General features: G+C 71.7%; 17 protein-coding genes. 12 read left to right on the top strand and 5 right to left on the bottom strand.

The features are described from left to right. Positions 1-37: 37 nt before the first annotated feature. The 3 genes from RPQ07_RS26690 to RPQ07_RS26680 all read left to right on the top strand — a co-directional run bounded on the left by RPQ07_RS26690 (position 38) and on the right by RPQ07_RS26680 (position 4,027). Positions 38-1,903: a TIR domain-containing protein gene (locus RPQ07_RS26690; RefSeq protein WP_313946734.1), complete on the top strand. Its 1,866-nt coding sequence runs from the start codon at positions 38-40 to the stop codon at positions 1,901-1,903. 133 nt (positions 1,904-2,036) lie between these two features. Next, positions 2,037-3,059, top strand: a complete 1,023-nt coding sequence (gene glnII / locus RPQ07_RS26685) for a glutamine synthetase (RefSeq protein ID WP_313946733.1) — start codon at positions 2,037-2,039, stop codon at positions 3,057-3,059. Positions 3,060-3,418: 359 nt separating this feature from the next. Next, entirely contained in the window at positions 3,419-4,027 is a 609-nt protein-coding gene (locus tag RPQ07_RS26680) for a winged helix-turn-helix domain-containing protein (protein WP_313946732.1), read from the top strand. Positions 4,028-4,099: 72 nt separating this feature from the next. Here the strand turns inward: RPQ07_RS26680 and RPQ07_RS26675 are convergent, their stop codons facing one another. Together RPQ07_RS26675 and RPQ07_RS26670 are read right to left on the bottom strand one after the other, a co-directional pair. Continuing rightward, positions 4,100-5,512, bottom strand: a complete 1,413-nt coding sequence (locus RPQ07_RS26675; protein WP_313946731.1) for a PepSY domain-containing protein — start codon at positions 5,510-5,512, stop codon at positions 4,100-4,102. Between the two features lie 46 nt (positions 5,513-5,558). Then, a complete protein-coding gene (locus tag RPQ07_RS26670) occupies positions 5,559-6,242 on the bottom strand; it encodes a hypothetical protein (protein ID WP_313946730.1) in 684 nt (227 codons plus the stop codon). A gap of 189 nt (positions 6,243-6,431) precedes the next feature. Here RPQ07_RS26670 and RPQ07_RS26665 point away from each other — a divergent pair, with 189 nt between their 5' ends. Further along, positions 6,432-7,427 carry an NAD-dependent epimerase/dehydratase family protein gene (locus RPQ07_RS26665; protein WP_313946729.1) on the top strand — a complete coding sequence of 332 codons (996 nt, stop codon included), beginning with the start codon at positions 6,432-6,434 and terminating at the stop codon, positions 7,425-7,427. Between the two features lie 262 nt (positions 7,428-7,689). Here RPQ07_RS26665 and RPQ07_RS26660 read toward each other — a convergent pair whose 3' ends face one another. Beyond that, complete coding sequence (locus RPQ07_RS26660) at positions 7,690-9,846, bottom strand: MMPL family transporter (protein WP_313946728.1); 2,157 nt, start codon at positions 9,844-9,846, stop codon at positions 7,690-7,692. Positions 9,847-10,117: 271 nt separating this feature from the next. Here RPQ07_RS26660 and RPQ07_RS26655 point away from each other — a divergent pair, with 271 nt between their 5' ends. From RPQ07_RS26655 to RPQ07_RS26645, 3 genes are all read left to right on the top strand, one after another. After that, positions 10,118-11,386 (top strand): sensor histidine kinase, encoded by a 1,269-nt coding sequence (locus tag RPQ07_RS26655; RefSeq protein ID WP_313946727.1) that lies wholly within the window; start codon positions 10,118-10,120, stop codon positions 11,384-11,386. After that, positions 11,371-12,018: a response regulator transcription factor gene (locus tag RPQ07_RS26650; RefSeq protein ID WP_313946726.1), complete on the top strand. Its 648-nt coding sequence runs from the start codon at positions 11,371-11,373 to the stop codon at positions 12,016-12,018. The genes RPQ07_RS26655 and RPQ07_RS26650 overlap by 16 nt, the downstream gene beginning before the upstream one ends. A 166-nt stretch (positions 12,019-12,184) precedes the next feature. After that, positions 12,185-13,717 (top strand): DUF1996 domain-containing protein, encoded by a 1,533-nt coding sequence (locus RPQ07_RS26645; protein WP_313949034.1) that lies wholly within the window; start codon positions 12,185-12,187, stop codon positions 13,715-13,717. Between the two features lie 103 nt (positions 13,718-13,820). Here RPQ07_RS26645 and RPQ07_RS26640 read toward each other — a convergent pair whose 3' ends face one another. Beyond that, positions 13,821-14,306, bottom strand: coding sequence for a hypothetical protein (locus RPQ07_RS26640; protein WP_313946725.1), 486 nt, complete (start codon positions 14,304-14,306; stop codon positions 13,821-13,823). A 102-nt stretch (positions 14,307-14,408) separates the two neighbouring features. Between RPQ07_RS26640 and RPQ07_RS26635 the strand changes: the two genes are divergently transcribed. The 5 genes from RPQ07_RS26635 (at position 14,409) to RPQ07_RS26615 (ending at position 22,354) form a co-directional block, all read left to right on the top strand. Next, positions 14,409-17,507, top strand: a complete 3,099-nt coding sequence (locus RPQ07_RS26635) for an alpha-N-acetylglucosaminidase (RefSeq protein WP_313946724.1) — start codon at positions 14,409-14,411, stop codon at positions 17,505-17,507. 55 nt (positions 17,508-17,562) lie between these two features. Beyond that, a complete protein-coding gene (locus tag RPQ07_RS26630; RefSeq protein ID WP_313946723.1) occupies positions 17,563-19,521 on the top strand; it encodes a hypothetical protein in 1,959 nt (652 codons plus the stop codon). Between the two features lie 123 nt (positions 19,522-19,644). Further along, a complete protein-coding gene (locus tag RPQ07_RS26625; protein ID WP_313946722.1) occupies positions 19,645-20,529 on the top strand; it encodes a metal-dependent hydrolase in 885 nt (294 codons plus the stop codon). Between the two features lies 1 nt (position 20,530). After that, positions 20,531-21,592: a PDR/VanB family oxidoreductase gene (locus RPQ07_RS26620; protein WP_313946721.1), complete on the top strand. Its 1,062-nt coding sequence runs from the start codon at positions 20,531-20,533 to the stop codon at positions 21,590-21,592. A 36-nt stretch (positions 21,593-21,628) separates the two neighbouring features. Beyond that, the gene (locus RPQ07_RS26615) at positions 21,629-22,354 is read left to right on the top strand and encodes a TetR/AcrR family transcriptional regulator (protein WP_313946720.1); all 726 of its coding nucleotides are present in this window, start codon (positions 21,629-21,631) and stop codon (positions 22,352-22,354) included. 59 nt (positions 22,355-22,413) lie between these two features. Here RPQ07_RS26615 and RPQ07_RS26610 read toward each other — a convergent pair whose 3' ends face one another. Beyond that, positions 22,414-24,009, bottom strand: coding sequence for a fused response regulator/phosphatase (locus RPQ07_RS26610; RefSeq protein ID WP_313946719.1), 1,596 nt, complete (start codon positions 24,007-24,009; stop codon positions 22,414-22,416). Positions 24,010-24,016: the final 7 nt, after the last annotated feature.

Genomic DNA, 24,016 nt, shown 5'->3' with positions numbered 1-24,016 from the left:
CGGCGCCCGCGGCAGGTGAGCGGCAGGAGCAGCCCGCATGACGCGCGTGTTCATAGCTTCGTCGACGGAGGGCCGGCCGTTCGCGCAGGCCGTGGCGGCCGTGCTGGCGCGGCAGGGGGTGGAGCCGCTGCTCTGGTGGAGCCAGCAGTGTTTTCCGCCCGGGATGACCCTGCTCGATTCCCTGCTGCGGCTGCTGAACGAGGCGGACGGCGCGCTGATCATCGCCACTCCGGACGACCGGACCACCCGGCGCGGGGCGACGAGCTACGCCCCCGCCAGCAACGTCCTGCTGGAGTACGGGCTGTTCACCGGTCGGCTCGGGCAGGCGCGCGTGGCGATCGTGACGGTGGGGGATCCCGATCTGCCCTCCGACCTCGGCGGAGTCGTCCATCTGCGGCTCGGCCCGCCGGACGCGCACCAGGACCCCTCGGTGTACGAATCGGTGGAGATCGAGCCGCGGATCGTGCCGTGGCTGCGCACCCTGGACGCGGTGAGCAGCAACGGCGCGCGGATCGCCGGTCTGCTCACCCGCCTCGCCCCGCAGGCCAAACCACGGGACCGGGTACGGCTCAAGGCACGGGTGCTGTGCGACCAGCTGGACTCGCGGGCCTTCCCCAAACTGCCCGAGCCGCAGGTCCTCGACATCCTGCGGCGCTACGCCCTCTCGTACGGGCGCGAAGAGCGAGTCGGGCATACGGTGAAAACGCCGGTGGCGGGCTATCTCGATCTGACGCGCGTCGCTCCGGAATCGCTCGACCAGCGGGTCCTGGCAGGCCACCTGGCCTACCATGTGGCCGAACTGGTCAGCCGAAAGGTCATGCGACCGACACTGCTCGCCGTTTCCAAGGTGGCGGCCACCGGTATTTTGAGCGCGGCAGCCGACTTGCTACCCTTCCCAGCCGTCTACGTAAGTCCCTACGGCCCGAACCGTGACAACCCCGTCGAGGGTTTTTACGAGAATGGCGATCGTGCTGTCCTGTTGCACGATGTGGCCCTGAGTGGACATCATCTGGTCGATTGCATGACCGCCCTGAGGTCAGCAGGCATCAATGCCCGACACATTGTTGCGCTCGCCGAACACGACGGTCAGAACGAGGCGCTCGATTCATTGCTCGAAGAAAACGGGATCATGATGCACACCGCCGTGAAGTTCACCCCAGGCACCGGACGCGGCCCGCAGGCGGTGGAGACCATCCAGCCCCTCGGCATCACCGGTGCCCCGGACGCGGAGACCACCCCGCCGTGCCTGTTGTGCGATGTGCTGCACGACGCCGACACCACGCCGTTCCGCGGCCTGTTCGAGCGTGCGGAGCTGCCGCGCGAGCTGCTGGCGGAGGCCGACGGCTTCGTGGTCGTCGCCGACGTCGCCCCGCTGACCCGGGGGCATGTGCTCATCGTCCCGGATGAGCACGCCCTGTCGATGTCCGCCCTGCCGGCCGCGTCGCTCGCGACGCTGGAAATGCTGCGCAGGCACGTCACCTCGGTCATCCGCGAGGGGTACGCGTCGGAAGTGGTCGCATTCGAGCACGGAATGTGCGACCCCACGGTGCGTTCCTCCTGTGGAATCGACCATGCGCATCTGCATGTCCTGCCGCTGGCACAGTCCGTCACCGAAGGCTTTCGGGAGCGCTTCGCTTGCCGGGAAATCGGATCCCTGTCCGATCTGCCGCAGGCCAACGACGCGCAACAGGAATACCTTCTGCTGATCGACCAGGAGGGCAGGCACCATTTCGCCCCGACCCAGGTGTCGACGAGCCAGTACTTCCGCAAGATGATCGCCGATAAGACCGGTGAGCTGCTCTGGAAATGGAGCGACAAAGTGCTGCTGGGAGACCGCGCGGAGACCCGCGACCGGATTCTGGAGCTGCACCGTGTCTTCGGCGTATTCGGCGTATTCGACTGAGGGGGGCCTCACCCGCCGCCGGGCCGGGCCACCGGTCCGGCGTAACACGGGGTTCACGCTAGGGCAACGGCCGGGAAATCGCGACTTGCCAAGCTGCGCGGCATACCGCTGGACCCGCAAAAGGATGAGGCCCGTGACCTTCAAGGCTGAGTACATCTGGATCGACGGCACCGAGCCGACGGCCAAGCTTCGCTCCAAGACGAAGATCCTCACCGAGGCCGGCGGCGAGCTGCCGATCTGGGGCTTCGACGGGTCCAGCACCAACCAGGCCGAGGGGCACGCCTCCGACTGTGTGCTGAAGCCGGTCTTCTCCTGCCCCGACCCGATCCGCGGCGGCGACGACCTGCTGGTGCTGTGCGAGGTCCTCAACACGGACATGACGCCGCACCCCTCCAACACCCGGGCGCAGCTGGCCGAGGTGGCGGCGGGGTTCACCGCGCAGGAGCCGATCTTCGGCATCGAGCAGGAGTACACGTTCTTCAAGGGCAGCCGCCCGCTCGGCTTCCCCGAGGGCGGCTTCCCGGCCGCGCAGGGCGGCTACTACTGCGGTGTCGGCGCGGACGAGATCTTCGGCCGTGACGTCGTCGAGGCCCACCTGGAGAACTGTCTCGCGGCGGGTCTCGGGATCTCCGGCATCAATGCCGAGGTCATGCCCGGCCAGTGGGAGTTCCAGGTCGGACCGCTCGCCCCGCTGGAGGTCTCCGACCAGCTGTGGATCGCGCGCTGGCTGCTCTACCGCACCGCCGAGGACTTCGAGGTCTCCGCGACGCTCGACCCGAAGCCGGTGAAGGGCGACTGGAACGGCGCCGGTGCGCACACCAACTTCTCGACCAAGGCGATGCGCGAGGGCTACGAAGCGATCATCACCGCCTGCGAGTCGCTGGGCGAGGGCTCCAAGCCGCTCGACCACGTCAAGAACTACGGCGCCGGCATCGACGACCGGCTCACCGGTCTGCACGAGACCGCCCCGTGGAACGAGTACAGCTACGGCGTCTCGAACCGCGGCGCCTCGGTGCGCATCCCGTGGCAGGTCGAGCAGGACGGCAAGGGCTACATCGAGGACCGCCGCCCGAACGCCAACGTCGACCCGTACGTGGTGACCCGTCTGCTGGTGGACACCTGCTGCACCGCTCTGGAGAAGGCCGGACAGGTCTGATCCCGCCCGTCCGCACCAGGGGCGCCCGCCGGCATCGGCGGGCGCCCCTCGCTGTCCCCGTCACCGGGCGGCCGGGCCGTCTCGCGAGATCTGTGTCTCGATCTGTGAGAGTGCCCCTCCTTCGCACGCCGTTCATCTGATTCAATGGGCCCATGGCCAGCCTTGAGAACCCCGCGACAGGTCGCACCGACCTCGAGCCGTTCTGGCCTTCCCGGCAGCACCACGACTTCGACCGGGTGTGTTGCCGCGCGGTGAACGCGCAGGCCCTCTAAAGCCGTTCCGGCCTTCGGCCAGCGCGCACGACGTACGTCCGTCTCAGACGACTCGACGACTCCTCCGCGCGAAAGAGCTGACCTCTCATGGCGAACTCCCGTTCCTTCTCCGCCGTCCACTCCCCCGCGGCCACCGCCGCCCAAACCGTGCAGGGCACCGGCCCCGGCGCTCTGCACCCCGGCCGTCACCGGCTGCGTGCCATCGACCGCGACGAGGTCGTGCCGCTCGGCAGCCTGGTGGACGTGACGGACTTCCTGCCGCCGGGCGCCACCTGGCTGCCCGCCCCGCAGCACAATGTGGCCGGGCTGCCGGGCCGGCCGCCGATGCTCGGCTACCTGGTCCTCGTCCCGGCCGAGCAGCAGGCCCCCGCCGCGCTGCTGCCGGAGCCCGCGCGCCTCGACACCGGCGAGGGCGCCGGTCCCGTACGGATCGACGCGTCCGAGCGCACCGCGTACGTGGACGGCCGGACGCTCGACCTCACATATCTCGAATTCGAGCTGCTGGCGCACCTGGTGGCCCATCCGCAGCGGGTGCACACCCGCGACCAGCTGGTGACCACGGTGTGGGGCTACGGCCATGTCGGCGACGGCCGGACCGTCGACGTCCATGTCGCCCGGCTGCGCCGCAAGCTGGGCGCCGACCACCGTCGCACGATCCAGACCGTGCGGCGGGTCGGCTACAAGTACGCGCCCTGACCCGGCGCCCAGGGGGAAGGCGAGGGGCCCGGCCCGCCGTGCGGCGGACCGGGCCCCTCGGCGTCAGATCCCTCAGGTACGCGCCCTGACCTTCCGTACGGCGCCGACCGCCGCGTCGACCAGCACGAACGCCAGCAGGGAGATGCCCAGCAGCGGCACGAACCAGCCGACCAGCGCCGTGGCCGCGGCGAGCGGCAGCAGGGCGGTGACGGGCGCCTTCCGCCAGGCTCCGCGCGGTATCGGCCGGCCTCCGGCGAGCGTGCGCCCCTTCGTGGGCCGGCGCAGCCACCACATGCGGTAGCCCCACAGGATCAGCAGGATCAGCGCGAGGGCGAGGGCGGCCAGGGCCAGCTGGTTGGCCAGGCCCAGGAACACGCCCATGTGCGCGTCGATGCCGAAGCGGGTCAGCTTGGCGAGCACCGGGTAGTCGGCGAACCGGAGTTCGTCGATGACCTCGCCGTTCGCGGGGTCGACGGCGACGGAGTCGAGGTGGACGGGGAACACGGTGTCCGTCTCCTTGACCACATAGCCGGTGCCCTCGGCGGGCATCGTGATCGCGAGTCTGCCGTCGATCCCCGCGGCCTGTGCGGACCGGAGGGCCTGGTCCACACCGACGTCCGCACCCTGGTGGGCGGCTCCGGCGCCGTCGCCGTGCCCCGCGTGTTCGCCGCCGGCGGCGGCGCCGGGCTCGACTGCCGCGGAGACGGCGGGGGTGGCCCCGCCGAGCTGGTCCTGCACCGCGCCGATGTTCTCGCCCGCGTATCGCGACCAGGTCAGACCGGTGGCGGAGAGCAGCACAAGACCGATCACGGCCCACAGACCGACGGTGCCGTGCCAGGAGAGCGTCCTGCGGCGGCCCTTGGTGCCGCGCTCGGGCACGAACAGGGCACGCTTCGAGCTGCGCCGGCGGCCGAGCCACAGGAGCAGACCGCCCAGTGCGACCACCCACAGCCAGCTGGCGGCCAGTTCGCTGTAGTGGCGGCCGAAGTCTCCGAGGAGGAGGTCCCGGTGCAGGCTGTCGATCCAGCTGCGCAGCGGGAGGGCACCCGAACTGCCGTAGGAGGGCAGCTCGCCGCGGACCTGGGCGGTGTACGGGTCGACGAAGACGGCGAGCGACTTGCCCTCCTCGACGCCGGGCGCGTCCATCAGGACGCGGGTGGTGGCGCCGTCCTCGGAGCTCGGCCAGACGCCGGTCACCGTGCCGTCGGGCCGGGCGTCGCGGGCGGCCTCGACCTGGGCGCTCAGCGGCAGGGCACGGTCGCCGACGGGGACCTCCAGCTCGTGGCTGTAGATGACCTTCTCGGCCTGGAACGAGAGGGCGTAGAGCAGTCCGCTGGCGGCCGCGGCGAGCAGCAGCGGTGCGATGAGCAGACCGGCGTAGAAGTGGATACGCAGGAGGAGCGGCCGCAGGGCACTCCAGGTGGAGCCCGTCGGCGGCTCCTGCTCGGTTTCGGTTCTGCCGTGAACGGGGGCGTCAATGGCCATGATGATCCTGGGGAGTTGATGTCGACATGGGGGAATCGGCCCCAGGTCAGACGGCTGCTCCGGGGGCCGTGGCGCGGGGTGCGAGGAACGCGGGCGGCCCGCGGCGCACCAGGGTGTGGCCGAGGACGACGCTGCGGCGGCGAACGGCGTCGGACCGGCGGCGCGCGAGGGGCCGCGGCGGTTCGGGCAGCGCGGGGACGGCGAGCAGAAGCCGCAACGGTGTGAAGGCCAGCGTGCCGACAGCGGCGGCGACCCGGAACACGGCGGTCTCGCCACGGGCCAGCCACAGGGCGCAGAGGACGGCGGCCAGGAGGTGGGCGGCGAGCATGCCGCCGGAGGAGTGTCCGAGGAGACCGTCGACCGTGGTGTCGACGGCCATGGTGTCGGCGGACAGGGAGCCCGGCGGTGTGGAGTCGGCGACCATGGTGCCGGCGGACGTGCTGTGCTCGTGGCTGTGGGCGGGGCCGCCGGTGTGCGGCTGGGCGCTGCTGAAGAGCAGATGCAGCGCGCCCTGCACGGTGAGCACCCCGGCGCCGATGGCGAGGCCACCCCTGCGGCGGGCGCCCGCGAGCCAGGCCACCGCCGCCGTCACGGCGAACGCGGGCAGCAGCACGGCGAACGGGATGTCCTGCCCAGACATGAACGAATGCCCCATCGCGGCCAATGCGGTGCAGACAGCCGCGAAGAGTGCGGCCCGCAGGGCGCGCATCGGCGACCGGGCATCTGTCATGGTCCGCACATGCTGCCATCCCGCACCGGGAAATGGGCACTCGCGGGCGGAATTGGTCCCACCGGCCCCGGCGTTCCGGGCTCCGCCGACCTGTGAACGGCCTCGATCGGGGCTCACGATCCGCGGGATTTCTCTTCTACCGGCAGAACTCCTGGTCAGCGCCGACAGGGTGGAGGCAGAGTCGGGTGCATGAGACTTCTGATGCTCGGGGGTACGGAGTTCGTCGGTCGCGCGATCGTCGAATCGGCCCTTGCCCGGGACTGGCATGTGACCGTCTTCCACCGCGGGCGGCACCCCGCCCCGCCCGGGGTCACGGAGCTCCTCGGCGACCGCACGACGCCGGACGGTCTCGCGGAACTCGCCGAGGGCCGGTGGGACATGGTCGTCGACACCTGGTCCGCCGCGCCCTCGGTGGTACGGGACTCGGCCCGGCTGCTCGCCGGCCGGGTGGAGCGCTACGTCTATGTGTCGAGCTGCTCGGTGTACGCCGCGCCCCAACCGGCCGGGTACGACGAGACCGCCCCCGTGGTCGACGGCTCGGCGGACGCGGGCGACGTGGCGTACCCGGAGGCGAAACGCGGTGGTGAACTCGCCGTCGTGGAGGCGTTCGGCGAGGACCGTTCGCTGCTGGTGCGCGCCGGGTTGATCATCGGCCCCTGGGAGAACATCGGCCGGCTGCCGTGGTGGCTGCGGCGGACCGCCCGTGGGGGCCCTATGACGGCGCCCGGCCCGCGGGACACCCCGCTCCAGTACATCGATGTGCGCGACCTCGCCGACTGGACGCTCTCGGCCGCGGCGGGCTGGCTGAGCGGTCCCTACAACCTGGTGAGCGAGGCGGGGCACACGACCGTCGAGGGTCTGCTGGAGGCGTGCGTCCGGGCCACGGGCGCGGTCCCGGAGCTGCGCTGGACGGATCCCGAGGTGATTCTGGCGGCGGGCGTGGAGCCCTGGACCGACCTGCCGATCTGGGTGCCCCGGGAGCAGTTGCCGGAGCTGCACCACGCGGTGCACGGCGTCGGGGTGGCCAAGGCGCTGGCGGCGGGCCTGCGTTGCCGGCCGGTCGGGGAGACGGTGGCGGACACCTGGGAGTGGCTCCAGTCGATCGGCGGCGAAGCACCGCAGCGGCCCGACCGGCCGGTGGTGGGCCTGTCCGAAGCCGCGGAGGCGAAACTGCTGGGCACGTGAACGCGCCGGCGGGGCTGGGATTCCGGCCCCGCCGGCGGCGGTTGGGGGTGCGGGGGGCCGGATCGGGCCGGGCGTCCATGGCACGGGGCTCGGGCGCCGGAGTTCGTTCCCGACCAGGCGGCCGGGGTACGAGGTCGGCCCGGATCCGGGCCGGGGGTACCGGGGTTCGGGCCCCGGACCGGGCGCCCGCGGTCACGCCCGGCCACCGTGCGCGGCCAGGGCTCGCCCACCCCAGCCCCGCACCCCCGGTACCGCGTCGCCCTCAGCGGCCCGCCGGCACCGGTGCCGCGTGCCGGCCCTGACCCGCCACCGGCTGTCCCTCGCCGTGGTCCATGGTCGGCAGCCACCGCAGCCCCTTCGGCGTACGCCAGTTGCGCTCTCCGAGCAGCGCCATCACCGACGGCAGCAGCACCATCCGGACGACCGTCGCGTCCAGCAGCACCGCCACCGCGAGGCCCACACCCATCTGCTGCATGTCCTGCATGGACAGCGTGCCGAAGACCGCGAACACCGCGACCATGATCGCCGCAGCGCCCGTCACCGCGCCTGCCGTACGGCGGATGCCCTCGCTGATCGCGGCGCGGGTGTCCGCGCCACGGTCACGCGCCTCGCGGATCCGGGACACCACGAACACGTGGTAGTCCATCGACAGTCCGAACAGCACCACCAGGACGAACAGCGGCATCCAGCCCTCGATCGCGCCCACGGCCTCGGTACCGAGCGCGGAGGCTCCCCAGCCGTGCTGGAAGACCGCGGTCATCACGCCGTACGCGGCCGCCACCGAGAGCAGGTTGAGCAGGATCGACGTCACGGCGATGACGTACGAGCGGAAGCACAGCAGCATCAGGAGGAAGGTGACGGCCGTGATGAAGACGAACACCGGCACGATGCCGCGCTTCAGCTGATCGTTGAAGTCGACCGACCCCGCCAGCTCACCGCCGACGTGGACCTGTGCACCGGTGCCGGCGAAGGCGGCCGGGACCGTCGTGTCGCGCAGTTCGGCGAGCGCGGCCTCGGAGCGGTCGTCGCTGCCGTTGCCGGGAAGGCTGACCTCGATCTCGGCGATGTTCTTCGCCGTGTGCACGGTGACATGGTCGAACCCGGCGAGCGCTTCGCGTACCGGCGCGGCGGTGATGTCGTCGGCCTTGACGACCACGAGCGCCGGCTCGGGACCGACCGGGAACGCCTCGGTGATCTTCTTGTGCGCCACCGAGAGGGCGGAGTCGGAGCCGAACTGCTTCTCCATGCCGAGCTGTTCGGTCTTCATGCCCAGTGCCGGGGCGGCCAGCACCAGCAGCACGGCGACCGCGCCGAGGGCGAACAGCTTGGGCCTGTTCAGGACGGGCTTCAGCACCGCGCCCGCGATCGCTCCGCTCTCGTGCACACCCTTCTTCTTGCGACGGTTGAGGAAGGGCAGCCGGCCCGCGTCGATCCGGTCCCCCAGCCAGGCCAGCAGGGCGGGTAGGACGGTCACCGAGCCCAGCATGGCGATGAAGACGACGAGGATCGTGGCGAGGGCGAACCCCTTGAAGAGCATCAGCCCGGACAGGAACATCCCGGCCATCGCCATCATGACGGTCACCCCGGAGACGAGGACGGCGCGTCCGCTGGTGGCGGCGGCGATCCGCAGAGCGGTGTCGGCGTCGTGGCCGGCGGCCCGCTCGTCGCGCTCCCGGCGCAGGTAGAACAGGCAGTAGTCGACTCCGACGGCGAGTCCCATCAGGAACATCACGGAGTACGTCGTCTGGAACAGATGCAGCTGGTGGCTGGCGAGGGAGAGAAGGCCGAAGGCCGCCATGCACGCCGTCAGTGCGAGGGCGACCGGCAGCAGGGCGGCGACGACCGCGCCGAAGGCGACCAGCAGGATGCCGAGCGCCAGCGGTACGGCGGTGAACTCCGCTTTCTGGAAGTCCTCGGAGAGCAGATCGCCGAGCCACTTCTCGGCGCTCGCCTGCCCGAACTGGTGCACCTCGACGCCGTCCCGGCCCGCTGCCGTGTCGCGTACGGCGTCGAGCACGGGCTGCACCCGGTCGGCGGCCGTTGTGGCGTCGCCCTTGATCTCGAAGCGGATCAGGGCCTCGCGGTCGTTCCCGGAAGCCAGCGGCGCCTCGATCCTCGTGGCCTCGCCCGTCTTCCCGATCGCCGCGGCCAGATCGCGTGCCGTGTCCTTCCAGCCGCCCGCGGTCCGGCTGCTGACCAGGACCAGTTCACCGGCCGGCCGGTCGAGGCCCGCGTCGTCGAGCATCTTCTGGGCCCGTGCGGAATCGCCCGTGCCCTGCTCGGACTCGGACATCTCGACCATGCCGGAGGCCCCGCCGGCGACGGTGGCCAGGACGACGAAGAGAAGCCAGCCGATGATCGCCGTTTTCCGGTGGTGTGCACTCCACACACCCATACGTGCTGCGAGGTTGCGCCTCATGACGTTTTCGCCCCCATGGTCCATCGAGTCACGCGCCGGGCCGGCGGCGAGACATGCCGAAAACACGTCGGAACAAGCCGAACAAGACGAGTACGACGCTAGGAACCGGCGGGCCCGCGCCCCAGCCGTCAGGACCCCCGTCCTCGGAGCCGTAGGGCGAGCTCAGGGGGGTGGTGCTGAGTACACCCCCGTTCGGGGTCCGGACCCAGTGCCCCGGCACATGGGCCACGGCGACACTGGTGCCTGAGACCGATCAACGAGGGGAATCCCGATGAAGTCGACGAAGGCACGAGAAGCGGTGACCGCCGGTGCCCAGGGGCTGGCGCTGAGCCTGATGGCACTGATCGGATCGATCACGCTCTTCGTCCTGGCAGTGGTCTCCATCTCCCTGATCCCGATCGGTGTAGGGGTGTTCACCACCCCGCCGATACTCCAGGCGGTGCGGGCGCACACCAACCAGCGCAGACTCCTCGCCGCCCAGTGGTCACGGACGAGAATCCCCGTCCGGTACCGCCCGTTCCCGCGCGATCTGCGCGGCGGCATCACCGGGCAGGTCGAGCGCTGCACCGTGATGCTGAAGGACCCCGCGACCTGGCGGGACCTCCAGTGGATGCTGGTCGACATGACGGCGGGGGCCATCGTCGCGCTCCTCGCGCCGGGGCTGATCCTGGAGGGCCTCTTCGGTCTGCTGCTCGCCGCCGGTCTGTGGAACCCGGTCGTCGACGCGGGGGGCACGTACTGGTACGCCTTCATCCCCGTCACCGGCTGGGGCACGGCGGGCCTCGCCGCCCTGCTCGGCCTGTTCTGGCTGCACCTCGCCCTCAGGGTCAACCCGGTACTCGTGCGCACCCACTTCAGGATCGCCGGATCGGTGCTGGTCCCGGGCCGCGAGGACGAGCTGGAGGAGCGCATCGACCGGCTGACCGAGACCCGGCACGACGCCCTGGACACCTCGGCGGCCGAACTGCGCCGCATCGAGCGCGACCTGCACGACGGCGCACAGGCCCGGCTGGTCGCGATGGGCATGAATCTCGGCACCATCGAGGCCCTCATCGAGAAGGACCCCGCGCAGGCGAAGGAGCTCATCTCCAAGGCCCGTGAGTCCTCCGCGGAGGCGCTGACCGAGCTGCGCGACCTGGTCCGTGGCATCCACCCGCCGGTGCTCGCCGAACGCGGTCTCGGCGACGCGGTGAAGGCGCTCGCCCTGCGGCTGCCGGTGCCGGCCGAGGTGGACGTGGAGCTGCCGGGCCGCGCGGACGCACCGGTGGAGTCCGCCGCGTACTTCGCGGTCAGCGAGGCCCTGACGAACGCGGTCAAGCACGCGGCGGCGGACCGCCTGTGGATCGACGTGTCGTACGCGGACGGTTCCCTGCGGATCGCCGTCACCGACAACGGCGGCGGCGGGGCGCGGATCGGCGCCGGATCCGGTCTGAGCGGCATCGAACGGCGACTCGGTACATTCGACGGAGTACTCGCCGTCAGCAGCCCCGCGGGCGGCCCGACCATGGTCACCATGGAGATCCCTTGCGAGTTGTTCTAGCCGAAGACCTGTTCCTGCTGCGTGACGGTCTGGTGCGCATGCTCGAGGCGTTCGGCTTCGAGATCCTGGCCGCGGTGGAGAGCGGGCCCGAACTGTCCAAGGCACTCGCGGAGCTGGAGCCGGACGTCGCCGTCGTCGACGTCCGGCTTCCGCCGTCCCACACGGACGAGGGGCTTCAGTGCGCACTGGCGGCGCGCCGGGCGAGGCCCGGCCTGCCGGTGCTGGTCCTCTCCCAGCATGTGGAGCAGTTGTACGCACGGGAGCTGCTGGCCGACGGCAACGGCGGGGTCGGTTACCTCCTGAAGGACCGGGTGTTCGACGCCGAGCAGTTCATCGACGCGGTCCGGCGGGTCGCGGCGGGCGGCACCGCGATGGACCCGCAGGTGATCTCCCAGCTGCTCAGCCGCCGGGCCCGGGACGAGCCGATGGGCGGTCTGACCCCGCGGGAGCGTGAGGTCATGGAGCTGATGGCGCAGGGCCGGTCCAATGCGGCGATCGCCGCCCAACTCGTGGTCACGGAGCGGGCGGTGGCCAAGCACACCTCCAACATCTTCGCCAAGCTGGGACTTCCGGTCTCGGACGACGACAACCGCCGCGTCCTCGCCGTTCTGGCCTACCTCGACCACGGCTGAGGGGCCCGCCCTCCTTCCGCTCGGTATGCCGGATTTGGCGATGGAGATTTCTACGAATCCCGGATTGCTTTGAACACCCCATGAGCCCCACCCGTATGGAACGTTGCGCTTCTCCCTCTGCCGGGACCCCCCAAACCCACACCCGGCAACGAAGCAGAGGAGTTCCATGGGACGCAATACGAGAAAACGCTCAACGCTGGCGAACCGGGCGATCGTCGCCTCGGCCGCTCTGATCCTGGGCGGGGGTGGGCTAGTGGCGGTCAACTTCTACGCATCCGCGGGTGAAGGCTGGTCATCCGGTCCGCGAACGCAGCGGGCCGAGAATGCCGGACAAGTGTCCACCATTGACTGCCCCGAGGTCGCCAACGAACTTCCCCGTGAAATGCCCAGGCAGGCACGCGGAGAAGTCGACCGTGAACTGGCGGCGATCGACAGCCAGATCACGGACGCGTACAAGAAGTTCGCTGATCAGAAGGAACAGATTCAGCGTGATCCGCAGTTGGCGGACAACGCGATTCTCAATCCTCTGAAGGACAAGCGTCAGGCGAGCATCGACCGGATCGCGAATGCCATCGGCCGAGGTGGCAACAAGCCGCAGGGCATGAACAACCTCGCCCCCTGTTCGCTGCGTGATGACGGCAACGACCAGGGCGACGGCCAGAACCAGGGAGACAACCAGGACGGCAACCAGGACCAGGGCCAGGACGGCGGTCAGGACCAGGGCAACGACCAGGGTCAGGACAACGGCGGACAGGACCAGGGTCAGGACAACGGCGGACAGGACGGCGGCCAGGACAACGGCGGACAGGCCGGCAACGGGCCCCAGGACGACGACTTCGTCGACATCCAGTCCATCCAGCCGAACGTCAATGAACCGCAGGAGGGCAATGACGCCTCCACGGGCTCCTTCGCCACCGACTGCGGGGTGAACGAGAACGGCAAGTTCAACCCGGACAACGTCATCGTCGCCCCGGGTGTCGCCAATGGCGCGCACCATATGCACGACTACGTCGGCAACCAGGCGAATGACGCTTTCGCGAGCGACGACGATCTCGCCAACGGCGACACCACCTGCCAGAACCAGGGTGACAAGTCGACCTATTACTGGCCGGTGCTGCGTCTGCAGAACGGTCAGGACGAGAACGACGCCAATGCGGACGGCGGCGGCAACGACCAGAACGTCGGTGAGATCCAGCAGCCTTCCCAGGTCACGCTGAACTTCGTCGGCAACCCGGTCAGCAAGGTCACCGCAATGCCGCGGTTCCTGCGCATCATCACCGGTGACGCCAAGGCGTTCACCAATGGTGACGCGAATGCCAATGCCTCCTGGAGCTGCACGGGATTCGAGGACCGTCAGCTGAAGGACAAGTACCCGATCTGCCCCGAGGGCAGTCAGGTGGTGCGCTCCTTCAAGTTCCAGAGCTGCTGGGACGGTCAGAACATCGACAGTGCCAATCACCGCACCCACGTGGCGTTTGCGAACGAGGACGGCGAGTGCGGTGACGGCTTCCAGGCGATTCCCCAGCTGGTGCAGCGGATCGTGTACGACGTGCCTCCGGGCCCGGGCTTCGCGGTCGACTCCTTCCCCGAGCAGCTGCACAAGCCGATCACGGACCACGGTGACTTCATCAATGTCTTCGATGACAACGTGATGGACGAGCTCGTGGACTGCATCAACAACGGCCAGCAGTGCCAGTGACCCTGTCCGGGTGACCCACCCGGACCGGCTGGAACGGCCCCCCTCTCGAGGGGGGCCGTTTCGTGTGTCCGGCCCCCCTGCCGCTGCCGCGCGCCGCGCGGGCTCAGCCGCCGTGGTGCCCGGTGTGCCCCGAGTGGCCCTTGCTGGGTTCGCCGCTTCCTCCGCCGGAGCCGTGCTGGGCACCGGTCTCCACCGAGCCGCCGAGCCGGCCGCGCAGCGCGGTGACGACCTTCGCGTCGCCGACGGCGATCCACTTGCGGCCCACGAGGTAGGAGCCGCCGTAGTCGTTGGCCTCGTTCAGCCATTCGCGCTGGCCGCGATCGGTGGCGAAGGTGGCCAGCACGTACTTGCCGTCACCCGTGGTGCAATTCGCCTGCCGCAGCTCTTTCGCGTTCGTCTGGATGTTCGGTTTGCACTCGGCCTTCGCCGCGATCTGTTCGAGCGTGCCGGTCGCCGTCTTGGGGACCTTCTCGTCGCCACGCCCGTCACCGTCGCCGGAAGATCCGCATGCCGTGGCCAGGGTCAGGGCCAGAACTGCCAGTGCCGCGCGGGCTGTACGCCTCGCGCCTGTCTTCGTACTCGTCCGCATCCGGCCATCGTGCCCCTTCACCACCGATCCGGGGAGTCGAACGGCGGGTAACCTGCGCCACGCACGCACCGCTTGTGACGTGGGCAACACGGAGGATTGCTGATGTTCGAGCTGTCGAGACGTACCGTGCTGGGCACCGCGGGGGCGATCGGTGCGGGTGCCGCCCTCGCCGGGCAGGTCCCGGCGACCGCCGCACCACTGCCCGCCACGCCGCCCGCCTCTCCGCCGATGAGTGCGTCGCCGTCCGGCCCGGCCGCGGCGTACGCGGCGCTGCGGCGGCTGCTCCCCCGCCACGCCGACCAGTTCTCGCTGCGGCTCCTCGACGGCCCCGAGCGTTTCCGGGTGACCGGCTCCGCCGGCCGTGTCGAGGTCGCGGGCACCTCCGCCGCCGTCCTGCTGACCGGCGTGCACTGGTATCTCAAGTACGTCTGCCGGGCGCACATCTCCTGGTCCGGGAGCAACCCCGCGCTGCCGCACCGGCTGCCCGCTCCGAGCCGGCCGCTGGAGCGGGCGGCGACCGTCCCGCACCGGTTCGCGTACAACGACACCCACGACGGCTACACCGCTCCGTACGCCGACTGGGCACGCTGGGAGCGGCTCCTCGACGTCCTCGCCCTGCACGGCTGCAACGAGGTGCTGGTGACCCCCGGGCAGGAGGCCGTCCACCACCGGCTCCTGATGGACTTCGGCTACTCCGACACCGAGGCCCGCACCTGGCTGCCCGCCCCCTCCCACCAGCCGTGGTGGCTGCTGCAGAACATGAGCGAGTACGGCGGCCCGCTCTCGCAGGCGCTCATCGACCGCCGCACGGACCTCGGCCGCCGCATCGCGGACCGGATGCGCGAGCTGGGCATGCACCCGGTGCTGCCCGGCTGGTTCGGGACCGTCCCCGACGGCTTCGTCGCCCGCAATCCCGGTGCCCGGGTCGTGCCTCAGGGCATCTGGAACGGACTGCGGCGCCCCGACTGGCTCGACCCCCGCACCACCACCTTCGCCGAGGTGGCCGCCGCCTTCTACCGGCACCAGGCCGAACTGTTCGGCGACGCCGCCCACTTCAAGATGGATCTGCTGCACGAGGGCGGCAGCGCCGGCGACGTGCCGGTGGCCGACGCGGCCCGCGCCGTGGAGAAGTCGCTGCAGACCGCGCATCCGGGCGCGACCTGGGTGATCCTCGGCTGGCAGTCCAATCCGCGGCCCGCGCTGCTCGACGCCGTCGACACCGGCCGGCTGCTGATCGTCGACGGACTCTCCGACCTGGACACGGTGACGGACCGGGAGAAGGAGTGGGGCGGGGCACCGTACGCCTTCGGCACCATCCCCAACTTCGGCGGCCGGACGACGATCGGCGCCAACACCGATCGCTGGACGGCCAAGTTCACCGCCTGGCGCGACAAGCCCGGCAGCGCGCTCGTCGGCACCGCCTACATGCCGGAGGCAGCGGAGCGCGACCCGGCGGCGCTGGAGCTGTTCAGTGAGCTGGCGTGGCGGGAGGAACGGATCGACCGGCGCGAGTGGTTCGAGGAGTACAGCCGCTTCCGCTACGGCGGCGACGACCCCGCCGCGCGGGCCGCTCTCGGCACGCTCGCCACGACCGCGTACCAGCTCACCAGCACGGACGGACGGCCGCACGACTCGCTGTTCTGCCGCCGGCCGGGGCTGTCCGGGGCCATCGGCACGGCCTTCGACCCCGCCACCTTCGACCGGGCGTTCACCGCGCTGCTGGACGTGCGGCCCGAACTGCGCGACACGGACACCTACCGCCACGATCTGACGGATGTCGCCCGGCAGGCGCTCGCCAACCGCTCGCGCACCCTCCAGCTCCCGCTGCGTGCCGCGTATCTGCACGGGGACGTGGACACCTTCCGCGCGCTGTCCTCGCTCTGGCTGAAGCTGATGCGGCTGAGCGACACCATGGCCGGCTGCCATCGCGCCTTCCTGCTCGGGCCCTGGCTGGAGGACGCCAAACGGCTGGCCACCAGTGCCGGTGAGGCGGTGGAGCTGGAACGCACCGCCCGCGCCCTGATCACCACCTGGGCCGACCGTCCGGCCGCCGTCCAGCTCAGCAACTACGCCAACCGCGACTGGCACGGGCTGATCAACGAGGTTCATCTCCCGCAGTGGGAGGCCTATCTGGACGAGGTGGCCACCGCGATGGCGGAGGGCCGCGCACCCACGCCGTTCGACTGGTACCCGGCCGAGGAAGCCTGGACCCGGGACCGCCGGCCCCATCCGGTCCGGCCCACCGCGGACGCGTACCGCACCGCCCGCCGCGTCCACGACACCCTGGCCACCGCCCCCTACCAGGGCTTCGTCGAGGTCTCGGTGGACCCGCCGGCCTTCACGCCCGGCAGCGAGGGCACGGTCACGGCCGCTTTCCGCAACCTCAACGGGCTGCGCGGCACCGGTCGCGTCGACCTCGACCTGACCGGCCTCACCGCCGAACCGCAGGGCGCCACCTGGCTGTCCCGTGTACCGGCGGGCGGAACCGGCTCGGTCCGCTGGCGGGTGACGGCACCACCGGAACCGCTCACCGAGCCGCTGCGCGCCCTGCCCTACGAGCTGCGCGCACGGTACGGGCCGCGTGGCGGGAAGCGGGTCGCCGTCACGCAGAAGGGCGCCCTGCACGTCGCCGCCCCGCTGGGCCCCGAGTGGCGCACCTTCACCAGCAACGCGGCCGTCTTCGGGCAGCTGGACGACCGGTTCGCGGTCAACGGGGCGGGCAACGACCTGTGGCGGGGCACCGCCCAGTTCGGCACCGCCTACCGGGAGGGGGCGCTGACGCCCGGCAGGAGCGTGGTGCTCCGGGTGGACGCCCAGGACAACACCGGGTCATGGGCCCGCGCCGGCATCGTCGTCCGCAACAGCCTGGCCACCCCCGGCGACACCGGCTTCCTCAACCTGGCCGTCACGCCGTCCCAGGGCGTCGCCCTCTCCTACGACACCAACGGCGACGGGACACTGGACACCTACCGGCGCGTGACGGGTGTCCGCGCCCCGGTACTGCTGCGGCTGACCCGGGGCACGGGGACGTCGTTCACGGGCGCCTGCTCGACGGACGGCGGGACGACATGGCGGACCGTCGCCACGGTCTCCGTGCCCGGGGCCGCCGCTGTGCAGGACGTGGGGCTGTTCATGACGGCCATAAACGGTGGCAGCGGGGCCCGCGGCACGGTGCGGTTCAGCGGATGGTCGCTCCGCTGAGGCCGTCTGACGGCCAGGGCGGTGACCATACGACCATTCGCTCGTTCTGCTGAACGTGCGCCCACAGGATGTCGTCACCCCGCCTGCCCCACCGTCGCCCGCTCCGACCGGCCGGGTGGAGCTCGACCAGGCCGAGGCGGCGCTGGTCGAGCACTACCCGCGCCTCGTCCGGATCGCCTATCTGGTGCTGCCCCCCACCCTCGGCCGCAACCGCCGTGTGCTGACCGCGCACGCGCTCGCGCAGCGCTCGCTGCCGCGCGGCCGGGCCGTCCCCGCTGACACCGGTGACACCGCTGCCGTCCGCGCGGCCGGACGGCCGGAGAACGCCGCCGACCCCGGATATCTCTATGTCCGGGGGCGGGTGCTGCGCCAGGCGCTGGACGCCGGGCTGCCGCTGCGGCGGTTCGCCCGGCCGAAGCGGGCGCAGTTGCCGCCGCTGCTGCCGCACGTCTGGGGCCTGCGGGTCTTCCCGCGCTCCGGCGGCGCCGACGAACTCGCCCTGGACCAGCGGCTGTCGGCGCTGTCCGGCCCAGGCCGGGCCGCGTACGTCCTGCGGGCGCTGGAGGACCTGCCGGACGCCGACGTCACCCAGGTGCTCACCGGCGCCGGGGTGAACGATCCGCACGCGGCACTCGCGGAGGCCGACGGCATGGCCGGGAGCGACCCGGCGCTGCTCGACTCCGCCGAGTTCGACCCGTGTTCGCTCCAGGCGCGTCCCACCGATCTGATGCGCCGCCGCCAGCACGCGAAGGCGGCGCTGGTGGCGGCCGCGGCGCTCGCCGTGTGCGGGGCGCTGCTCGGGCTGCCGGGCGAGGGCTGGGGCCCGGACGGTGCCGCCGCGCCGGCGTATGCCCGTAACCCCTCGGCCGAGGCGGCCCTCGACCCGGGCCGGCTGGTGCGGGTCTCCCCCACGGCGTGGCAGTACTCCGCCCGCAGGGACTTCTCGGTCTGGCCGGCCCGGGGCGGGCTCACCGGCGACGACGCCCTGCTGCGCCGGGCACTCGCCGTCTGGGCCAGGCCCGGCAGCGCCGTTCAGACATCGGCCACCCCCGCGACCCCGCCGGGGCCGCCGATGGGACCGCCGCAACTGCTGTACGCGGGAGTGGTGGACCGGGCGCGCGTGGTGCTGCTGCACGACGGACTGCGGGTGGTGCGGTACGCCGAGCCGAAGGAGGGCACCGGCGGGGTGGCGCTCGACTTCGCGCGGACGGACGACGCCGACTCCGCGTCGGCGAGCGCCCTGGTGGCCGGCCGCACCGACGGCAACGTCCGCTATCTGACAGCTCCCTGGGTGCGGACCACGTCCGTGCGTGACCTCCTCACCCCGGAGGGCGGGGCGCGGCCGCTGCGCCGGGACAAGGAGGGCCTGACGAACCCGCTGCCGAGTCCGGCACAGGCGCGGGACTGCCGCTCCTGGGACGTGCTGGAGCTCCGTGACTCGGCGGCCGACCGGCTGCTGACCGACCTCGGCGAGCTGACCCCGGCCCGTCTCACGTACGGCACCCCGTCGGCCCCGAAGGACCTCGGCGGCGCGGTGGAGCGTGCCGCGTGGGCACGAACGGCCTGTCTGCTGCCGGGAGTCGCCTCGCACGGCGTCCGCAGCGTCAATCTGTGGCAGTACGCCCAGCAGTCGCTGCCGGAGGCGAACGGCACGGCGGCCTGGCTGTGTACGCGGGCGGAGACGTGGCGGGGGCCGGGCAGCCGGGTCATGGCCCAGTTCCACGCGCCGGGGACGTCACCCGGCGCGCCGGGCGCGATCGCCGCGCGGGCCGAGGACTCGCCGGCCTGCGGGGTGCGGGACCCGAAGGTGCTGGCCGGGGTGCTGTGGAAGTCGCGTGCGGGCAGTTGGTACGTCCTGGCGGCGGGCAGCGGGCAGTTCGCCTCGCTCGCCACGTCGGGCGGTGTGGACGGCAGTGCCACGGGCCGGCTGCTGGCGGTGCGCGCGAAGGCGGGCGCGCGGGCGGAGCTCAACGGCGTGCTGTCGGACGGGAACCGGGTGGGCGCGCTGCACTGAACGGGCGCCCCGGGAAGGGCGTCACGAACGCTCTCCCCGGGGCGGACGCGGTGCACGTCCCGCGGGCCGGAATTCGGGTGCACACCCCTGTCGCGGGAGCTTACCCGTCAGTATATTGACGCCATGTCTCATACGCAGCCTGCGCCGGAGGCTTCGGAGCGGATGGCGCTCAAGGCCCGCAAGGTCTCCTTCGACTGGCAGGAGACCCCGCTCCACTGGGTCCCCGGTGACCCGTTCGCGACCCACACCATCAATGTGCTGCACCTCCTCCTCCCGGCCGGCGAGCGCTGGTTCGTGCACGTCTACCAGCAGGTCCTGCCGTACATCACGGACGAGCAACTGCGCGCGGACGTCATCGGCTTCATCGGGCAGGAGGCGATGCACTCCCAGGCGCACGACGACGTGCTGCCGCATCTGAAGAAGCTCGGCCTCGATCCGACGCCGTACACCGCGCAGGTGGACTGGCTCTTCGAGAAGCTGCTCGGCGACCGCACCCTGCCGCCGGGCAGGCCGCGTGAGTGGTGGCTGATGGAGCGGGTCGCCATCATCGCGGCGATCGAGCACTACACCGCCTTCCTCGGCAACTGGGTGCTCAACGCGGACGAGCTGGACCGCCGCGGCGCCGACGCCACGATGCTGGATCTGCTGCGCTGGCACGGCGCCGAGGAGGTCGAGCACCGTTCGGTGGCCTTCGAGCTGTTCATGCATGTCGACGGCGGCTACCGGCGCCGGGTGCGCACCTGGGCGACGGCGTTCTCCGCGCTGGTGTTCCTGTGGCAGCGCGGTGCGCGCTTCTTCATGGAGAACGACCCGTCCCTCGAGGACGGCCGGGCGAGCCTTCCGCAGTTCGTCCGCGCCGGACGGCAGGGCGTCCTGCCGTCGACGTCCGCGATGCTGCGCTCCGTTCCGCGCTATCTGAGCCGCGGCTACCACCCGTCCCAGGAGGGCAGCACGGCGCAGGCCGTCGCCTATCTCGCCACGTCCCCGGCCGCGAACGGGGGCCACTGAGATGGCGCCCCGCCTCAGGACCGTCGCCCTCGTCGCCGGCGCGGCGCTGCTCACCCGGCGGGCCCTGCGCCGCCGGATCGGGACCTCGCCGCTGTGGCCGCTGCCCGCCCTGGAGGAGCCGGTGTCAGGACGCGGACGCGGCGCCACGGCGACCCGGCGCGCGCTGGTCACCGAACGGACCTCCCCCGCCGAGGGTGTGGTCCGACTGCGGCTGGAGGGCACGGATCTGCCGCCCTGGGAGCCCGGCGCCCACCTCGATCTGGTGCTGCCGTCCGGCCTGGTGCGCCAGTACTCGCTCTGCGGCGACCCGGCCGAGTCCGGCACCTACACGGTGGCCGCGCGACTGATCGAGGACGGCCGGGGCGGTTCGCGCGAGGTGCACGAGCAGCTCCACGAGGGCACTGAGATCGAGATCCGCGGGCCCCGCAACCGGTTCGCCCTGGTCCGCTCCGCCGCCTATCTCTTCGTGGCGGGCGGTATCGGCATCACGCCCGTACTGCCGATGCTGCGGGCCGCCGAGGCCGCGGGCGCCGACTGGCGGCTGGTGTACTGCGGCCGCTCCCGCGCCTCGATGCCGTTCCTCGACGAGATCGAGAAGCTGGGCGCGGACGGCGGCCGGGTCACGGTCGTCGCCGAGGACGAATCCGGGCTGCCGGACCTCGCGTTCCTCGCCGGCACCCCGGAGGAGACCGCGGTGTACTGCTGCGGCCCCAACGGCCTCATGGACGCGGTCACCCGACTGCTCCCGGAGGGCAGGAGGCCGCATCTGGAGAGGTTCGCACCGGGAGCGCAGGAGGGCGGCGGGCCCTTCGAGGTCGAACTCCGCCGTACAGGACGGACCGTTCGGGTAGCCGAGGGCCAGTCGGTGCTGGCGGCGGTCCGCGCCGAGGTGCGGGACGTCTCGTACTCCTGCGAGCAGGGCTTCTGCGGCACCTGCCAACAGCGTGTCCTGGCGGGCGAGATCGATCACCGCGACGAACTGCTGACCGACGGCGAGCGGGAGGACTCGATGCTCATCTGCGTCTCGCGCTGTCACGGCGGACGGCTGGTGCTCGACCTGTAGAACAGGCGCACGGAGTGCAGTCGGTAGGCTGTCGGCATGACGACCGGGGTACGCCGCAGGATGGGCGTCGAGGAGCGCAGGCAGCAGCTGATCGGTGTGGCGCTGGAGCTCTTCAGCGCCCGCTCCCCCGATGAGGTGTCGATCGACGAGATAGCCGCGGCCGCGGGTATCTCGCGGCCTCTCGTCTACCACTACTTCCCCGGCAAGCAGAGCCTGTACGAGGCCGCGCTGCGGCGCGCGGCCGACGAGTTGGCCGGCCGGTTCGTGGAACCGCACGAGGGGCCGCTCGGCGCGCGGCTGCTGCGGGTGATGCGCCGGTACTTCGACTTCGTCGAGGAGCACGGGCCGGGCTTCTCCGCGCTGATGCGCGGTGGTCCGGCCGTCGGGTCGACCACCACCAACGCGATGATCGACGAGGTGCGGCAGGCCGCGTACGAGCAGATCCTCGCGCACCTCGGGGTCCGTCGCCCGCCCGCGCGGCTCGCGTTGGTCGTCCGCTCCTGGGTGTCTCTCGCGGAGTCGACGGCGCTGATCTGGCTGGACGGGCGCCGGATTCCGCGCACGGAGCTGGAGTTGCAGCTCGTGCACGACTTCGCGGCGCTGTGCGCGGTGAGCGCGGCCTACGACGAGGAGATGGCCGGCATCCTGATCGGCGTCCTGACGGACGAACCCGCCGAGGGACCCTTCGGTGATCTGGTCGGCCGGCTCATGACACTGGCGCCCGCGCTCGTCGGCACGGTGCCGTCCCAGCGCCGGCCGTAGGACGACACCGGACGCCCACGGCCCCCAGCCCTGGTCCGGGGGGGGCCGTGGGGCCGTGGTCAGAGCCCGGTCATCCGCAGGGCCAGCAGCGCCACATCGTCCTCACGGGTGCCGAAGCGGTCGAGCAGGGAGTCGCACAGCGCCTCGACACCCGGCGGCGCCTGGCGGGCCGCGTGGCGCAGCCGGTCCATCGAGACCGCCAGATCGGTTCCCCGGGTCTCGATCAGACCGTCGGTGACCATCAACAGCCGCTCGCTGCGGGCGAGCCGGACCTCAGCCGGCCGAGGGCGCCCCAGCCCCAGGCCGAGGAGCGGGCCCGACACCTCCGCGTAGCGGGCTCCTCCGGTGCCGTCGACGATCAGCGGGCGGATGTGACCGCCGTTGGCGATACGGGTGCGTCCGGTGGCCGGGTCGATCAGGGCGAGGCAGACCGTCGCCGTCGCCTCCGGGTGGTAGCGCTGGAGCATACGGTCGAGCCGGTGGAGCAGGACGGCCGGATCGGTCTCGTCGGTGGCGTACGCCCGCAGCGCGTGGCGCAGTTCGACCATCACGGTGGCCGCGTCGAGGGAGTGGCCGACGACGTCGCCGACACCGACGAGCAGGCCGTCGGCGGTGGCCAGGGCCACGTAGAAGTCGCCGCCGATCTCGGCGTTGCGCGAGGCGGGGACATAGCGCAGGGCCAGCTCCGCGCCCGGCAGGGCGGGCGGCTGCTGGGGCAGGAAGCTGCGCTGGAGGGTGAGGGCGACATGGCGTTCCTCGGCCGCGGTGCGCAGCGTACGGGCCGTGAGGGCGGTGGTGTGCGCGAGCCGTCGCAGCAGCAGTGTGGTGTGCGGGTCGCGTCGGGGGCCGAGCGGGTACGCCAGGCAGACCGGCGGCTGGTCGGGGCCGCTGCGGGCGAGCAGCAGGGCCGCGCCGCCGGGGGGTTCGGGGCGGAAGAAGCCGGGGGGCCACAGCGGTGGCGGTAGGACGAGGGGCTGTACGCCGGTGCGGCCCTCCGTGCACCGCTCCATCAGCCGGGCCACCACCGCGCGTTCCTCGACGCCGGGCAGGCTTCCGTACCGCAGGGGGCTGCCCGCGTGCAGGGTCTCGTCGACCCCGAACACGAAGGCCGCCGCGGGGCCGCCGGTGAGCGAGCCGACCGCGCCGGCGGCGAGGTCGGCCAGCTCCTGCGGGCCGTGCGCACAGTGCAGTTCGGTGGTGACGGCGGCCAGCCGGTTCAGCCGGTCCGCCTGGGCCTCGGCGTCGTGCAGGGAACGGGCGCCGCGCAGGGCGGCGCGGACGACGGCCTCGATCTCCTCGGGCTCGACGGGGATCGTGAGATAGGCCTCGGCGCCGGAGTCGAGACCGCGGGTGCGGTCGCGCGGAGTGACGGCCGCGGCGCTGAAGTGCACCACCGGAATGGCGGCGATCTCCGGATGGGCCTTGATACGGCGGCAGAGCTCGAACCCGCTCATGTCCGGCAGCCCGACATCGACCAGTGCCGCGTCCGGCAACGCACCTGATCTGAGCCGGGCATCCAGCTCGATCAGGGCGTCGCCGGCACACGCGGACGGCACGACCAGGTGTCCCGCTCGGCGCAGTACGGCACCCATGGCATAGCGGTTGGCCTCGAGGTCGTCGACGACCAGGACCGTGGTGCCGTCCGCTTCGTTCATCGTGCGC

It is taken from the genome of Streptomyces sp. AM8-1-1, from assembly GCF_032229325.1.
Taxonomy (GTDB): Bacteria; Actinomycetota; Actinomycetes; order Streptomycetales; family Streptomycetaceae; genus Streptomyces; species Streptomyces achmelvichensis.
The sequence above is the reverse complement of the archived record's forward strand: the minus strand, read 5'-3'. Positions and strand labels throughout refer to the sequence as shown.

Coding starts and splice junctions, on each gene's coding strand:
- RPQ07_RS26610 (WP_313946719.1), bottom strand. CDS start 24,009: ATGAACGAAGCGGACGGCACCACGGTCCTGGTCGTCGACGACCTCGAG.
- RPQ07_RS26640 (WP_313946725.1), bottom strand. CDS start 14,306: ATGCGGACGAGTACGAAGACAGGCGCGAGGCGTACAGCCCGCGCGGCA.
- RPQ07_RS26680 (WP_313946732.1), top strand. CDS start 3,419: ATGGCGAACTCCCGTTCCTTCTCCGCCGTCCACTCCCCCGCGGCCACC.
- RPQ07_RS26620 (WP_313946721.1), top strand. CDS start 20,531: ATGGCGCCCCGCCTCAGGACCGTCGCCCTCGTCGCCGGCGCGGCGCTG.
- RPQ07_RS26635 (WP_313946724.1), top strand. CDS start 14,409: ATGTTCGAGCTGTCGAGACGTACCGTGCTGGGCACCGCGGGGGCGATC.
- RPQ07_RS26645 (WP_313949034.1), top strand. CDS start 12,185: ATGGGACGCAATACGAGAAAACGCTCAACGCTGGCGAACCGGGCGATC.
- RPQ07_RS26665 (WP_313946729.1), top strand. CDS start 6,432: ATGAGACTTCTGATGCTCGGGGGTACGGAGTTCGTCGGTCGCGCGATC.
- RPQ07_RS26670 (WP_313946730.1), bottom strand. CDS start 6,242: ATGACAGATGCCCGGTCGCCGATGCGCGCCCTGCGGGCCGCACTCTTC.
- RPQ07_RS26625 (WP_313946722.1), top strand. CDS start 19,645: ATGTCTCATACGCAGCCTGCGCCGGAGGCTTCGGAGCGGATGGCGCTC.
- RPQ07_RS26690 (WP_313946734.1), top strand. CDS start 38: ATGACGCGCGTGTTCATAGCTTCGTCGACGGAGGGCCGGCCGTTCGCG.
- RPQ07_RS26655 (WP_313946727.1), top strand. CDS start 10,118: ATGAAGTCGACGAAGGCACGAGAAGCGGTGACCGCCGGTGCCCAGGGG.
- RPQ07_RS26615 (WP_313946720.1), top strand. CDS start 21,629: ATGACGACCGGGGTACGCCGCAGGATGGGCGTCGAGGAGCGCAGGCAG.
- RPQ07_RS26675 (WP_313946731.1), bottom strand. CDS start 5,512: ATGGCCATTGACGCCCCCGTTCACGGCAGAACCGAAACCGAGCAGGAG.
- RPQ07_RS26660 (WP_313946728.1), bottom strand. CDS start 9,846: ATGAGGCGCAACCTCGCAGCACGTATGGGTGTGTGGAGTGCACACCAC.